Below are 13,862 nucleotides of genomic sequence, written 5' to 3' on the forward strand. Positions count from 1 at the left end.
GACGCGTCGGCGCGTCTGCTTTATTTCGAGGTGAGCTCAAGAGTAATATCTTGTTCTTTTCCTGGGGTGAGTGTCACTTTGACCGTCCCGTTTTTCTGAAACTTCTTAGGAATTCCAGCTTTTCGGGATGATCCATCGCGGGACGTCATCGTGGCTGGGGGTGTCGATTCTCCGTGTGCCGGATCGGGATTGATTCGGACCCACAGTTCCCCGGCAGTCGGACCCGCGTCTTGCGGGATTTCGAACGAGCCGTTTTCCAGGACACCGATGGCCGGGAAGCCTTGTGTCACCGGTGTCAGAACGATGGAGGCCTTATCGATCGGCTTGCCATCGATCATGATGGTCCCTCGAACGGCGACGCGTTGGGGCGATGAATCGAAACATCCAGATGTTATGGGTAATAGCAACAGGCTGCACCGAAGTGTCTTGGTACAGATCGACCTGAATTGGCCGGAATGCAAGGTAGCGTCTTGGTTCCTCATTCCAGACCTCCAAGCGGGAGGATTTCGCCGCCGGCTCGCGTCGCGGCAGCGTTGTAAAGAACGATGTCGATGTTTTGGCTCCAGAACCTTACGCTTCCATCGCCAAAGAGGAAGTTACCACCGCCCGTATGTTGGCTTGCATACCCCCCCATTGCTGCGGCACGATGGATGTTGAATGGAAAGAGGGTCGAGCCAAGAGCGATCTTTGGATACCCCACCGACCAGCGGGCGGTGCCGAAGCGTACGGTACCCGCATAGGGAGCCGGCGCCGTGGCAGGCCAAAGGGAGTCGCGATAATTGTAGACCGTTTCTCCCGCAAAGAGGGTGTTGGAGGTTCCGTCGACGATATCTCCGAACGTGCGTTGCGGGTTTTGGTAGCCAAAGCTGGGCCAATGGAGGCCGAACATGCCATCGGAAGGGGCCATATAGTCATCGCTTCCCTCGCTAAGGAGATAGCTTGATGGGCCGCCTACTTCATTGGCTGGTACCATCGGAACGGACCGGGGCAATGTCATGGAGGGGCACAAATAGGTTGGAATCGTCTGCGCGGCGACTTGACGATTGTTGGGATGCGAGTAACTCAGACTGAAGTCCCAGAGCTGGAAGTTATTGGTTTGTTCTAGATGTGGGAGCGAAGCGACTAGCGGACTGATGAAGTTGCTTTGCCATGAGCCGACGGGAAAGCGTTTGTGGGCCGACTCATAGTTGTGCAGTGCCAATCCGATCTGCTTCAGATTGTTTGAACATTGCATGCGACGAGCTGCTTCCCGGGCGGCTTGAACCGCGGGCAAGAGCAATCCGACCAAGATCCCGATGATGGCGATAACCACCAGCAATTCCACCAAAGTAAACGCAGCGCGCGGCGCTCCTCGAAAACGATACGACATCGCTTCTGTACCTCCAAAAGAAATCCAAACAGGGAAATCGCGGTCGAGGAACCGAATAAGAAGCGGGAAAGCTACTTCGGTGCCACAAACGCGACACGGAAAGCTTCCCTAGCTGGCTGCAGACAAAAGAAATTGCCAATGGCTTGCGGGGTACTGCTGAGTTCCCCTATTAAAACCTTGCCCGGGGGAAAGTCAATCCCTTTACCCCCCTGCCCTGCCCCGACGGTGGCTTACTGGCTCAAGGGTAGCCCCCCTGCCCTCTCACAATCCGTTTTGAATGGAGTATGATCACGAGGCTAATAAACGGCGCGGACAGATGCCTCAAAGTCTGTTGCTTCGAGCAGATCAAGCATCCCGCCCTACTCCGCACTCCCCTCCTCTCCTCGGATGTTGGATAGCAAAGCATGAAATGGATATTGGCACTGGATCAAGGTACGACGAGCTCTCGCGCGATTCTGTTCAATGCGTTGGGAGAAATAGGAGGAATTGCGCAGAAGGAGTTTGCGCAACATTACCCGCACTCTGGGTGGGTCGAACACAATCCACATGAAATCTGGAGTTCTCAGCTCGAAGTCGCCCGGCAAGTTCTGCGCGAGAATGGAGTTTCAGCCAAGGATGTCGCTGCGATCGGGATCACGAATCAACGGGAAACGGCGGTCGTTTGGGATCGCAAGACCGGAGAGCCCATCTATCCGGCAATCGTATGGCAAGATCGTCGTACCGCCCAACTTTGTGATCAATTGCGAGCCGATGGGCATGCCGATCTGATCCAGAAGAAATCGGGGTTGGTGATCGACGCATATTTCACAGGGACCAAGTTCCAGTGGATACTCGATCATGTCGACGGTGCACGGGCTCGCGCTGAGGCGGGGGAGTTGGCCTGCGGTACGGTCGATACATGGTTGGTTTGGAATCTCACCAAAGGAAAAAGCCATTGCACCGATCCGAGCAATGCATCGCGAACCATGCTCTTTGATTTGCAAACCAAGACTTGGGACGATGCGCTTCTCCAGCTGCTTCGTGTGCCGAAATCGATGTTGCCCACCATTGTTCCCAGCAGCGGAGTCATCGCAGAAACGGCCGAAGGGATCTTTGAATCCGCCATCCCAGTAGCGGGCATTGCGGGGGATCAGCAAGCGGCATTGTTTGGTCAGAATTGTCACAAGCATGGGATGGTGAAGAACACCTACGGCACAGGTTGTTTCATGTTGATGCAGGTCGGAGGCGAGGTGAAGACGTCCAACCATCGGCTTCTTTCGACAGTCGCTTGGCAAGCCGGGCACGATAAGCCGATGCAGTATGCATTGGAAGGGAGCGTTTTTATTGCGGGGGCCGCGGTGCAGTGGTTGCGCGATGGGTTGGGATTGATCGAGTCCTCTTCCCAGGTCGAGGAGTTGGCAGCGAGCGTGCCCGATACGGGGGGCGTTTACTTTGTGCCGGCTTTGGCGGGGTTGGGAGCTCCCCATTGGGATTCGTATGCACGAGGAACGATTTGCGGATTGACGCGAGGGACGACCAAAGCCCATTTGGCTCGAGCAGCGCTCGAAGGTATCGCCTTTCAAGTTGCCGACGTGCTCGATGCCATGCGTCAAGACTCCGGGCTACCGATTGAGGAATTGCGATGCGATGGTGGAGCCTCCGTCAATGGATTGCTCATGCAGTTTCAAGCGGACATGTTGCAGTGCCCGGTTGTGCGTCCCAAGATCGTCGAAACGACCGCCCTCGGCGCAGCCTTTCTTGCCGGCCTTGGAGTCGGATATTGGAAAGATATCGGCGAACTCGAAGCGACTTGGAAATCCGAACAAGTCTTTGAGCCGAAGATGGCGATTTCGGATGTGAAGCGGTTGCGAACCCAGTGGGCCGAGGCCGTTCAGCGATCGATGGGATGGGTGAAGCCATGATGGTGGGGGAGACGATTGCACCGAGCCGAGAATCGCAATGGGCTCGGGTCGCCGATCGAGGGACGGTTTGGGATGTGATCATCATCGGCGGAGGTGCGACCGGAGCAGGAGTCGCGATGGACGCCGCGATGCGTGGCTTCTCCGTTCTCTTGCTCGAAGCACATGATTTCGGCAAGGGAACGTCGAGTCGGTCCACGAAATTGGTTCACGGAGGGGTGCGATATTTGGAGCAGTTTCAGTTCCAAATGGTTCGCGAATCGCTGCGTGAACGAGGACGGCTCCTTGCCAATGCACCCGACACCGTACACGAGCTCGAGTTTATTATTCCATGCCGCAGGGTTTGGGAGCGATGCTTCTATGGTATCGGATTGAAGCTTTATGATTTCTTGGCGATTGGATCGCAGGCCAAGCGATCGAGGCAGGTCAGCCGCAGCGATCTTTATCGGCGATTGCCGGGACTGGCAAAGGGGAAGTTTGTTGGAGGTGTTTCGTATAGCGATGGTCAATTCGACGATACCCGATTGTTAATGGACACGATTCTGGCTGCGGTCGATTCGCATGCCTGTTGTTTGAACTATGCCAACGTTGTTTCCTTGCTCCGAGGGAGCGACGGCAAAGTTACGGGTGTTGTTGTACGCGACGAGGAGACGGGTTCGTCTTATGACGTGCGGGGGCGTGCGGTCATCAATGCAACAGGGCCATTCTGTGATGCCGTCCGACGGATGGACCGACCGGAAGTCGATCCGCTTGTGGCTGCGAGCCAAGGAGTGCATCTCGTATTGCCGAGGACATTCTTCGGTTCCTCGAGCGCGATGATCGTGCCGAAAACGACGGATGGTCGCGTTCTTTTTATGATCCCTTGGTTGGGGCATTTGCTGGTCGGGACGACCGACACGGCGATTCCACACGCGACCGAAGAACCGGTCCCCTTTGCTGAAGAAGTCAAATTCTTGCTCGATACGATCGAGGCATACTGCGGAAGACGCCCCCAGCCCGAAGAGTGTTTGAGCGTGTTCACCGGGATACGGCCTCTCGTCAAAGGGGATCCCAATCAAGCGACGAAGAAACTATCGCGGGATCATACGATCGAAGTGAGTCCGTCGGGGTTGTTAACCATCACGGGTGGAAAGTGGACAACGTATCGGCATATGGCCGAGGATTGCGTCGATCGCATCATTCAAGAGTTCGGGTTCGAAAAAAGAGAGTGCAAAACCTACGACCACAGATTGAGTCGCCGAGACGGGGAGGCTCTTTCGCTCCCGGCGGCATCATTGCCCGCGTGGCCCTTGGGGGACGACTCCACGCTCTCACCGATTCTGACGCCGTCGGATCTTTTGCGAGCCGTTCGATTGGAAATGGCACGCACCGTCGAAGACTTGCTCGCACGCCGAACCCGAGCTTTGTTTCTGAACGCTTCGGAGGCCGTGGCGTTAGCACCGTACGCTGCCAAGCTCCTCGCCCACGAATTGGGGCGGGATGCTATTTGGGAGGCTGACCAGATCGAACGATTTCGAAAGCTTGCTGAGAACTACATGCCGCAACGATTCCTATCCCCTACCCTTCCCTCTCCTGTGAACTAATTTTCGAGTTTGAGTATGAACAACTATGTAGCCGAATTCATCGGAACGATGCTTCTCATCCTTTTGGGCAACGGCGTTGTATGCAATGTCGTATTGTCCGGTACGAAGGGGAAAGGAGCGGGCTGGATTGTCATCGCCGTCGGATGGGGGATCGCGGTTTTTTGCGGCGCGACGGTATCGAAGGAAGGGAGCGGTGCCCATTTGAATCCGGCTCTCACATTGGGGCTGGTCGCGGCAGGCAAATTCTCCGCTTCGTTGGCACTCGGGTACATTCTAGCGCAGATCGCAGGGGCTATGGCGGGCGCGGCGCTAGTGTATGGGTTCTATCGCTCTCATTTTCAAGCGGAGTCATCGGCCGATAGCAAGCTGGCTTGCTTTGCGACCTCCCCTGCCCTGCCCGGCAAGGCACAAGCCTTTTTCTGCGAAGCCATCGCGACGTTTGCCTTGGTCTTCACCATTCTTTTGTTTCAATCGGGGGAACTGATACCCGCGAGTTCAGTCGAAGGAGAGACTGCGGCCAGCAACGCGGAGACATTGGTCGGCCTCGGGACCGTCGATTTGCTACCCGTTACGTTGCTCGTTATCGGGATCGGTCTTTCGCTCGGGGGAACGACTGGTTACGCGATCAATCCCGCGCGAGATTTCGGTCCTCGATTGGTTCACGCCATCGTTCCGATTCCAGGAAAGAGGGACAGCGACTGGTCATACGCTTGGGTGCCTATCATGGGCCCCATCGCAGGAGGTATTCTCGCGGCCGCTCTATACCTTGCGATCCAATAGTTCGTGATTCGGAGAATAGAAAATGTGGTGGCTAGGAATCTTTACCACGATCTGCATGGAGACGAATTGGCCTGAGTTTCGGGGCTAGTGTCGAGAAAGAGTAAGGTTGTCGATCAGTCGTGTCGTTCCCAGCCTTGCCGCGATGATTGCCACCGCTACATCGTCGATTTGCTCGAGCGGTTCCAGCGTCAGGGTATCGACGATTCGAGCGTAGTCGATCGAGTCAACGGGGGCAGCTAGCAGAACATCAGCCATGGCTGCTTCGATTTTCGACACGTCGCGCACATTTTGTTCCACCAGCTCGCGCGCGTGTTGTAAGGCTCGCCAAAGCCCAAGTGCACGCGTTCGTTCGGTGGTGCTCAAATATCGATTGCGGCTGCTCATCGCCAGTCCGTCCGGCTCTCGGATGGTATCGCAGGTTTCGATGCGAATAGGGAGATTCAATTCCTCGACCATCGTTCGAATCACAGCGACCTGCTGATAGTCTTTGCGCCCGAAAAATGCGACCTGAGCGGGTGCCATCATCAAGAGTTTGAAAACAATCGTTGCCACGCCGCGAAAGTGACCAGGGCGGATCTCTCCTTCCCAGAGGCGAGCCACCGATGGGGGATCAATAAACGTTGAATGCCCAGGTGCATAGATCTGTTCTGAAGACGGAACGAAGACATAGTCGCAATTGACTTTGCGGAGTTGCTCGAGATCGTTTTCAAGTGTTCGAGGATACTTGGAGAAGTCTTCGTGGGGACCGAATTGGGTTGGGTTGACGAAGATAGTCGCCACAGCGATATCGCAATCGCGTTTTGCTTGTTCGACTAGGGAGAGATGACCTGCGTGCAATGCGCCCATGGTGGGAACAAGGCCGACGGAACGACCGGTGGATCGTTCGTGGGTCAGTTGCGAGTAGATCTCATGTGGGGAATGAACGACTCGCACGTCTGGTGGCCTTGTTAAAAGAGAGATACGACTGGTTTAAGTGCGGAAGTACTCAACGGCATTTTGAAATAGTTTGAGTCCTTCACCGTGTTCTGGCTGCGATTCGCGTCGAGTCCACTGGGGGTGATTGGTTGGGAAGAGATGTCGTTCCGGGTGCGGCATCAATCCGAAGATGCGTCCAGACGGGTCGCAGATACCAGCCACGTTCATTTCTGCACCATTGGGATTCGTCGGGTGGGGCAGGATCGCATCGCCTGTGCTACCGTCGGCGGTACAGTACTGGATCGCGATTTGTTCGTTGGCCATCAAGTGTTTTCGGGCCTCTTCGTCTCGGAAGAGAAATCGACCTTCGGCGTGTGCCATGGGGTAATAACAGGTATCGATTCCTTTCAAGAACACGCATTTGGACGACGCGGGTTTCAAGTGGACCCATCGGTCTTCGAATCGCCCTTGTTGATTCCAAGTCAGCGTGGCTTGAGGAGTCACATCGTCGCTGTCAAAAAAGATTCCCAATCGCATCATGATTTGGAATCCGTTGCAAATACCGAGAACCAATCGGTCCTCTTGTTTAAACATCTCGAGCATATCGCTCAGGAATGTGTGGATCTGCGTCGCCAGAATTCGGCCGGCCGAAATGTCGTCTCCGTAGCTGAATCCTCCTGGAAAGCAGAGGATTTGGAACTTGGATGCCAGCGTGCTGTTCTCGATCAATTGATTGACGTGCAGTCGTACTGGTTCTGCGCCGGCCAGCTCGAAAGCGTAGGCGGTTTCCTGATCGCAGTTGGTTCCAGGGGCCCGCAACACAAGGACTTTCGGTTTCGCCATGCCTAAATCAATTCTTCTATAGGAGGTAGCTGGACTCAAGTCCTGACAATTTAACCCATTTAACGGGCTTTGGCAGTCCAGATACGCGGACGCTGGGAGTGGAGTTGGAGGGTGTGTGCAATGTCTGCCGTTACTCGACCTTCAGCTCATCGACGTTGACGTAACGGTACTTGCCTCGATTCCTTTCTGCCAGAGCGCGGATCCAGCCGCCGTCGGTTTCGGCGGGTCCGGATCGAAACTGAATGGTATGGATTGTGGTGCCGGCCCTGGCCGCACGCTCTTGAATATCGTCCATCTCGGATTGCGTGATGCCTGGCAAATCGCCGTCGGTCATAAAGAACAGGACTTCCGGACCGTAAGAGAGGCCGGTGCGAAGGGCGGGAATGTGTTCAGTCCCACCGCTTGCGATCACGTTTCGAACGAATTGGGTCGCCCTTCCCTTTTCCGTTTTGTCGGCGGATAGAAGTCGGTTTCGGCCACCGCGGGCGCCGGACAAGGGGCTGGGGGATTCGTTGTAGAAGACGACTTGGAACTGATTCCCGGGAGTCAAGCTCTCGATGCTTTGGAGGAGTTCTCTCTTCGCCAGAAACAGGGGAGCTCCTCCCTGTGTATTCATCGAATCGGAGCGGTCCAGCACATAGACAAAGGAGGCGCCGGTCCCTTCGACTCCGAGGAAGGTCGTGGTGGTTTGATTGAGTCCTTTACCTGCTCCAGGGCCTGAACCGGATAACTTTCCGGTGCCGGTTCCTGCGATTCCTTCCCCCAAGGCGCTGTCGCCAGAACCATTACCGTTTGTGGCGGATTCTTTGGGGAGTAGGTCCGCGACCAGTTCTTCGAGCGAAGCTGCTCCGGGAGTGTCGACGTCCACCGCGGCCATCTTTTCAGACGCTGTCGCGGAGTCTCTCGATGTGGCAGCGGAGGCGCCGCCCATGAGGAAATAGTCACTGCCTCGTCCGGTTTGGTGTACCACTGCAATGCCAACAGGGCGATCCATCTCTCCTTGGGTGCCTCGCGACGTTGGACGAAAGAGCCAGGAAATGAGCAACAATGCGAGGGTGTGAAAGACGCAACTGGAAACCCAGGCCCGGTGATCGTTCCAATACTTCATCGTGAAGCGAGGGATCGATCGATCGCGTCGTTGCAACAACTCGGGACCTGGTTTGGTTGTCATGTTCGTTCCGATCGACTGGCTTTATGCGATCAGTTCTTGGACTGGGGCGACGTGCTCGACGCCGACCAACTTTTGATCAAGGCCGCTATAGAAGTAGGATAGTTTGTTTGGATCCAGTCCCATTTGGGTCAACACCGTCGCGTGAAGATTCTTCACGTGAAGAGGGCGTTCGACGGCTGCGGCGCCAAGCTCATCGGTCGTGCCGACGGATTGACCACCCTTGATCCCACCGCCTGCCATCCACATGGTGAAACCGTAGGAGTTGTGGTCTCGCCCCGTGCTGGCCTGGTATTCAGCGACCGGTTGGCGGCCAAACTCTCCCCCCCAGACGACCAAGGTGCTGTCGAGCAAGCCTCGGCGTTTCAAGTCCTTGAGAAGGGCTGCGATCGGTTTGTCCGTGCGTCCGGCATGGAGATTGTGATTGGTCTCCAAGTCGCCGTGTGCATCCCAGTTGGCGTCGTTGTGAGAACCACCGGAGTAGAGCTGGATGAAACGAACGCCTCGCTCGACCATGCGTCGGGCGAGCAAGCATCGGCGACCGAAATCATCGGTCTTCGGATCTCCTACCCCGTAAAGGTCCAGCGTCTCTTGGGTTTCTTGTGCCAAGTCGACGACTTCTGGAGCCGATTGCTGCATTTTGAAAGCAAGCTCGTAGCTCTTCACGCGCGCGGCGAGCTCGGAGTTGTGGACTCGCTGCTCCATGTGAGCCGTGTTGTTCTCCGAGATGGCGTTGATCAATTCCCTTTGCAAGTCGCGCGAGACACCAGCGGGTGGCTGCAGGTCCAAGAGGGGAGCCCCTTTCGCTCGGAGAATCGTTCCTTGGTAGTTTGCAGGCATGTACCCGCTCGACCAATTCTTCGCGCCGCTAATCGGGCCGCCGGAGGGATCGAGCATCACGACATAGCCCGGCAGATCCTCATTGACGGTCCCAAGACCATAGTTGATCCACGATCCAAGCGAGGGGGAGCCGCTAAGAATCTTCCCGGAGTTCATCATGAGCATGGCCGATCCGTGGATCGGAGAATCCGCAGTCATCGAATGGACAAACGCTATATCGTCGACGCAATGACCCAGGTTCGGGAAAAGGTCGCTGACCCACTTTCCGCATTCACCATACTGTTTGAATTTCCAGCGAGGTTCAACAATCCGTCCTTCATTTCGGTGGCCTCCCCGGCCAAACGTTTTGACGGCGATCGTTTTGTTGTCCATCCCCACCATGTTGGGCTTGTAATCGAATGTATCGATCTGGCTGGGGCCGCCGTACATGAATAGAAAAATCACCGACTTGGCTTTGGCTGCCTCTTTGGGCAAGTAAGCCGAGGGGACCGGTCGCTGTTGATCCGCTTGGGCCTTCGAAAAGAAACCGTCGCTGGTGAGGAGCGACGTCAGCGCAACTCCGCCGAAACCGCAACCGGTCTGCCAGAGGAATTCTCTGCGTGTTCGTCCACAGAAATTGGCTTTTGTCATGGCTTTGCCTAAGATCCCTTAGTCCAAGTAGAGGAATTCGTTGCTGTTGAGAAGGACGAGACAGTATTCTCGGAACGCATCCGATTCGCTCAATCGGAATTTGTCCCTCAGGATTTGAATACGACGCAAGCCTCGTTCGATTTCCGAACGATCGGCAGGACGGGTGTAGACCGTTTCAATCGCTAGGGCCAATCGATCCTCGAGGGACTCCCTTTGTGGGGCCACGAAATTGGCCAAGAGCGTTGCATGCTTTTGAATGAATGCCCCGTTCAGCATATTAAGAGCTTGCGCGGCTTGGGTTGTTAAGAAGCGAGCTTCGCAGGTCACATCGGTTTCCGGAAAGTCGAAGACCGATAACTCGGGCGGAACCAGTGATCGTTTGATGTGAATGTAGATGCTTCGCCGAGACTGCTCCCGTTGCGACGAATTATTCCAACCCTTGCCGGGGACGCTTTGCGTCGCTTTTACATCGTCGGAAACCTCTGGGAAGATACTGGGGCCATACTTCGAATACTCGATACGCCCTGACACGGCTAGAACCGAGTCTCGCAATTCTTCCGCGCTGAGGCGCCTGGCGTTGAAGCGTGCGAAGAGATCATTTTGCGGATCCTTTTCGACATCCTCATCGTCGGCGATCGAGCTTTGACGATAGGCCTCACTCAACAGCATCATGCGGTGGAGCGGTTTAAGTCGCCAGTCGCTCCGAACAAGCTCCTGCACCAGGAAGTCGAGCAGTTCGGGATGCGTAGGGGGATCCCCCATCTGACCGAAGTTGTTGGCGGACCGTACGATTCCACGTCCAAAGTGATGTTGCCAAATGCGATTGACGATCACCCGGCCCGTCAAGCGGTTGGAATCGGACGTAAGCCATTGTGCAAGAACGATTCTGCGGCCGGCCGACTGGGCTCCTGGCTCCGGACTCTGAAGCTTCGGTGCATCCTCTTGAAATAGTTCGGGGTAGTCAGGATCGACTTTGTCTCCCTCTGCTTGGGGGGACCCGCGCAGCAGGAGATGTGTGTCGGGGGGGGCTGGCTCTTTGCGCGCCAAACCTAAACGAAACTCTGTCTGCAACTGTTCGATCTTCTTGTTGACTTGATCGAGTTCCTGTTTGAGAGCCTCGTATTCCGTCCAGCGACTTTCCGTGAGATGGGCTTTCAGTTTGGAGGCGATGACTTTGTCGCGGTCCGGACTCTTCGCGGCCGTCTTATCCTCCTCGTTCATCGTCGCGATCCCTTCGTTCTCGATCTCGCGGCGCAGGCGACGTATCTCTTTCATCCGTTCCTTGAACTGAACGGATTGCTGCCTCACTTCGGCGGACGATACATCGATCTGCGAGTTGCCACGTTCATCGCCTCGCGAGCCGTACGAAGTCACGTCGCGGAGGAATGCGACCATCTGGTAGTAGTCTTTTTGTGGGATCGGATCGATCTTGTGGTCGTGGCAGCGAGCGCAGTTGAGGGTAAGACCCATGATGCCTTGCCCGATCGTCGTTACCAAGTCATCGTATTCGTCGAATCGAGCTTGGAGTGGATCAGCCGGCTCATCGTCCCAAATACCGAGACGGAAGAATCCGGTCGCGGTCAGAGATTCGGTGGTAGGCGATTCCACTTCATCTCCCGCTAGCTGTTCGATGACGAACTGCCGGTATGATTTGTCTTCGTTGAACGATTCGATCACGTAATCCCGATAATGGTACGCATTGGGTTTGGGGCCATCGCGCTCGAAACTATTGGTCTCTGCGTAGCGGACAACGTCGAGCCAATCGCGGGCCATCCGTTCGCCGAATCGCGGGTCCGCCAGGAGCTCATCGACCAGTCTCTCGTAGGCCTCGTCCGTCGGATTGGCGGCGAACGACTCCACGACGGATTGCTCGGGAGGTACGCCCAGGACGTCGAAGTAAAGGCGGCGAATGAGGGCGCGTGGTTCCGCTCGTCCGGACGTGGCAAGCCCCTTCTCCGACCAGCTCGAGGCGATAAATGCGTCGATCGGATTCTGACGCGTGAATCGGCGTTCCTTTCCAAGCGATGGAGAATCGGACTCGGTGGGGACGCGAGGGTTGGAGAGAGGGAGGAATGCCCAATGTGCCTTATACTCTGCTCCCTGCTCGATCCAACGACGAATCAAATCGGCTTGTGCGGGCGTAAACCCTTCTCCTTCAGGGGGCATGCGAACCGAAGGATCTGCGCTGGTGATCCGATTCAGAAGCTCGCTCTCCTCCGGGGAGTTCGGAACGATCGCTCGACTCCCGCTCTCGGCCTCTCGAGTAGCCAGATCGAATTCGTGCAGCGCCAGACCCGATTCCTTGGTATCGGTTCCGTGGCAGGCATAACAATTCTTTGCCAGCAGCGGGCGGATTTGTTTCGCGAAATCGATCTCCTCCGCGCGCACGCTTTGCCCCTGGAATCCAACAAGCAGGAATGCGAAGAAAAGGAACAGCGAGGAATCCAAGGAAGGAAGACGGTTTGACGACGGGATGACTTGATTGAATAAGAGCATTTTATGCTGTGGTCGTTGGGATTCAGGCAGGTGGGGCCGGGCTGGGCGGGGAGCAAAGGGGTGCCGTCGATCCAAGGGATCGTCAGCTCCATCCAACGCCTCCATATTCTACTATTTGGCCGGCTTAGAATGTATGCGATAGTTTGTCATCAGGTCGGAAAAGATGGCTGTGGAGCCTGCCGCGGGAGCCGGACAATTAACCGTTTCTTAACAATTAGCTCCTTTAGAATTGAAGAAGTTCTGGAACAATTCCCGGACCGAGTAACGGCGGCCGGAATGCTACCGTTTCGCGAAGGACGTGTTCCCTTTCCCCGTGCCTGCGAGAATCATGCGAAATCCCAAGCTATTTCTGTGTTTGTGGGGGCTTTTGATCGGAGCCCTGTCGGTTTCCTCGGTTGCCTGGGGGCAGTCGGTGGACGCCAAGCTCGCAGCTTACAAGCCGAGCCCTGGCCCGTCGGGGCAATTGAAGTCGGTCGGCTCGGACACCATGAATACGTTGATGCTGCAGTGGACGGAGAAGTTCAAGACCTATTACCGGGGTGTTCGGACGGAGGTCGAGGGGCAAGGCTCGTCGAAAGCGATGCCGGCGCTCATCGAGGGGGCGGCCAGCTTTGGACCGATGAGCCGCGATGCGAAAACCAATGAGATTGCGGACTTTGAGAAGAAGTTCGGGTACAAGCCGACGTTGCTTCCTACTGGGATCGACTTGCTGGCGATTTATGTTCACCGGGATTGTCCACTCGACTCCATTACGTTGGAGCAGGCGGATGCCATCTTTTCCAGCACTCGGAAGCTTGGCGGGGAGCCGATTTTGACTTGGGGGCAACTCGGGCTGACCGGAGAATACGAGAAGCAGCCAATCGCGTTGTTCGGGCGGAATGCCGCCTCGGGAACATATGGCTTTTACAAAGAAAAAGTGCTTGGCAACGGTGACTTCCTCGATAGCGTGAACGAGCAGCCAGGGAGCACGGCCGTGATTTCCTCCATCGGAGAAAACAAATTTGCGATGGGTTACAGCGGAATCGGTTACAAGACGGCGGCGGTGAAGGCACTGAAGCTCTCTTCGAAGAAAGGGTCGCCAGCTATCGAGCCATCCGCAGAAAATGCCTACAATGGGTCGTACCCGCTGGCGCGGTATTTGTATTTGGCCGTGAACTACAAACCGACGAGCAAATTGGAGCCTCTCCGCCGAGAATTCATCAAGTTCATCTTCAGCAAAGAAGGCCAGGAACTGTTGGTGAAGGATGGGTACTTCCCTGTCGATGCCAAGATTGCGGAAAAGGCTTTCAAGATGGTTGGCATCCAGTAAACGACGGAATGTTTACCCCCTATTGCGACGG

11 protein-coding genes are annotated in these 13,862 nt (G+C 55.8%); 4 read left to right on the plus strand and 7 right to left on the minus strand.

The window, feature by feature from the left end; genetic code table 11:
* Positions 1-20 precede the first annotated feature (20 nt).
* Together SH467x_RS13230 and SH467x_RS13235 are read right to left on the minus strand one after the other, a co-directional pair.
* Positions 21-338 carry a hypothetical protein gene (locus SH467x_RS13230; RefSeq protein ID WP_482367581.1) on the minus strand — a complete coding sequence of 106 codons (318 nt, stop codon included), beginning with the start codon at positions 336-338 and terminating at the stop codon, positions 21-23.
* A gap of 140 nt (positions 339-478) precedes the next feature.
* Positions 479-1,369: a DUF1559 family PulG-like putative transporter gene (locus SH467x_RS13235; protein ID WP_482367582.1), complete on the minus strand. Its 891-nt coding sequence runs from the start codon at positions 1,367-1,369 to the stop codon at positions 479-481.
* 404 nt (positions 1,370-1,773) lie between these two features.
* Between SH467x_RS13235 and glpK the strand changes: the two genes are divergently transcribed.
* Genes glpK through SH467x_RS13250 form a run of 3 tightly spaced genes read left to right on the plus strand, consistent with a single transcriptional unit; the run spans position 1,774 to position 5,630 of the window.
* Positions 1,774-3,270, plus strand: a complete 1,497-nt coding sequence (gene glpK, locus SH467x_RS13240) for a glycerol kinase GlpK (RefSeq protein WP_482367583.1) — start codon at positions 1,774-1,776, stop codon at positions 3,268-3,270.
* The gene (locus SH467x_RS13245; protein WP_482367584.1) at positions 3,255-4,850 is read left to right on the plus strand and encodes a glycerol-3-phosphate dehydrogenase/oxidase; all 1,596 of its coding nucleotides are present in this window, start codon (positions 3,255-3,257) and stop codon (positions 4,848-4,850) included. The genes glpK and SH467x_RS13245 overlap by 16 nt, the downstream gene beginning before the upstream one ends.
* Before the next feature lie 15 nt (positions 4,851-4,865).
* Positions 4,866-5,630: an MIP/aquaporin family protein gene (locus tag SH467x_RS13250; protein WP_482367585.1), complete on the plus strand. Its 765-nt coding sequence runs from the start codon at positions 4,866-4,868 to the stop codon at positions 5,628-5,630.
* Positions 5,631-5,714: 84 nt separating this feature from the next.
* Here SH467x_RS13250 and panC read toward each other — a convergent pair whose 3' ends face one another.
* The 5 genes from panC to SH467x_RS13275 form a co-directional block, all read right to left on the minus strand.
* Entirely contained in the window at positions 5,715-6,563 is an 849-nt protein-coding gene (gene panC / locus SH467x_RS13255) for a pantoate--beta-alanine ligase (protein ID WP_482367586.1), read from the minus strand.
* A gap of 36 nt (positions 6,564-6,599) precedes the next feature.
* The gene (gene purQ / locus SH467x_RS13260; protein ID WP_482367587.1) at positions 6,600-7,388 is read right to left on the minus strand and encodes a phosphoribosylformylglycinamidine synthase I; all 789 of its coding nucleotides are present in this window, start codon (positions 7,386-7,388) and stop codon (positions 6,600-6,602) included.
* Positions 7,389-7,518: 130 nt separating this feature from the next.
* On the minus strand, positions 7,519-8,559 hold the full coding sequence (locus tag SH467x_RS13265; RefSeq protein WP_482367588.1) for a vWA domain-containing protein: 1,041 nt from the start codon (positions 8,557-8,559) through the stop codon (positions 7,519-7,521).
* 21 nt (positions 8,560-8,580) lie between these two features.
* Positions 8,581-10,026, minus strand: coding sequence for a DUF1501 domain-containing protein (locus SH467x_RS13270; protein ID WP_482367589.1), 1,446 nt, complete (start codon positions 10,024-10,026; stop codon positions 8,581-8,583).
* Between the two features lie 18 nt (positions 10,027-10,044).
* The gene (locus tag SH467x_RS13275) at positions 10,045-12,522 is read right to left on the minus strand and encodes a PSD1 and planctomycete cytochrome C domain-containing protein (protein WP_482367590.1); all 2,478 of its coding nucleotides are present in this window, start codon (positions 12,520-12,522) and stop codon (positions 10,045-10,047) included.
* A gap of 328 nt (positions 12,523-12,850) precedes the next feature.
* Between SH467x_RS13275 and SH467x_RS13280 the strand changes: the two genes are divergently transcribed.
* Entirely contained in the window at positions 12,851-13,831 is a 981-nt protein-coding gene (locus SH467x_RS13280; protein ID WP_482367591.1) for a PstS family phosphate ABC transporter substrate-binding protein, read from the plus strand.
* The last annotated feature ends 31 nt before the right edge of the window (positions 13,832-13,862 follow it).

Origin of the sequence: Brakhagea slesvicensis (assembly GCF_052161625.1) — a bacterium.
GTDB lineage: Bacteria > Planctomycetota > Planctomycetia > Pirellulales > Pirellulaceae > JBKCUI01.

What these genes read in the sequence shown, in the direction of transcription:
- SH467x_RS13230 (WP_482367581.1), bottom strand. Translation starts at nt 338, where the DNA reads ATGATCGATGGCAAGCCGATCGATAAGGCCTCCATCGTTCTGACACCG.
- SH467x_RS13235 (WP_482367582.1), bottom strand. Translation starts at nt 1,369, where the DNA reads ATGTCGTATCGTTTTCGAGGAGCGCCGCGCGCTGCGTTTACTTTGGTG.
- glpK (WP_482367583.1), top strand. Translation starts at nt 1,774, where the DNA reads ATGAAATGGATATTGGCACTGGATCAAGGTACGACGAGCTCTCGCGCG.
- SH467x_RS13245 (WP_482367584.1), top strand. Translation starts at nt 3,255, where the DNA reads ATGGGTGAAGCCATGATGGTGGGGGAGACGATTGCACCGAGCCGAGAA.
- SH467x_RS13250 (WP_482367585.1), top strand. Translation starts at nt 4,866, where the DNA reads ATGAACAACTATGTAGCCGAATTCATCGGAACGATGCTTCTCATCCTT.
- purQ (WP_482367587.1), bottom strand. Translation starts at nt 7,388, where the DNA reads ATGGCGAAACCGAAAGTCCTTGTGTTGCGGGCCCCTGGAACCAACTGC.
- SH467x_RS13265 (WP_482367588.1), bottom strand. Translation starts at nt 8,559, where the DNA reads ATGACAACCAAACCAGGTCCCGAGTTGTTGCAACGACGCGATCGATCG.
- SH467x_RS13270 (WP_482367589.1), bottom strand. Translation starts at nt 10,026, where the DNA reads ATGACAAAAGCCAATTTCTGTGGACGAACACGCAGAGAATTCCTCTGG.
- SH467x_RS13275 (WP_482367590.1), bottom strand. Translation starts at nt 12,522, where the DNA reads ATGCTCTTATTCAATCAAGTCATCCCGTCGTCAAACCGTCTTCCTTCC.
- SH467x_RS13280 (WP_482367591.1), top strand. Translation starts at nt 12,851, where the DNA reads ATGCGAAATCCCAAGCTATTTCTGTGTTTGTGGGGGCTTTTGATCGGA.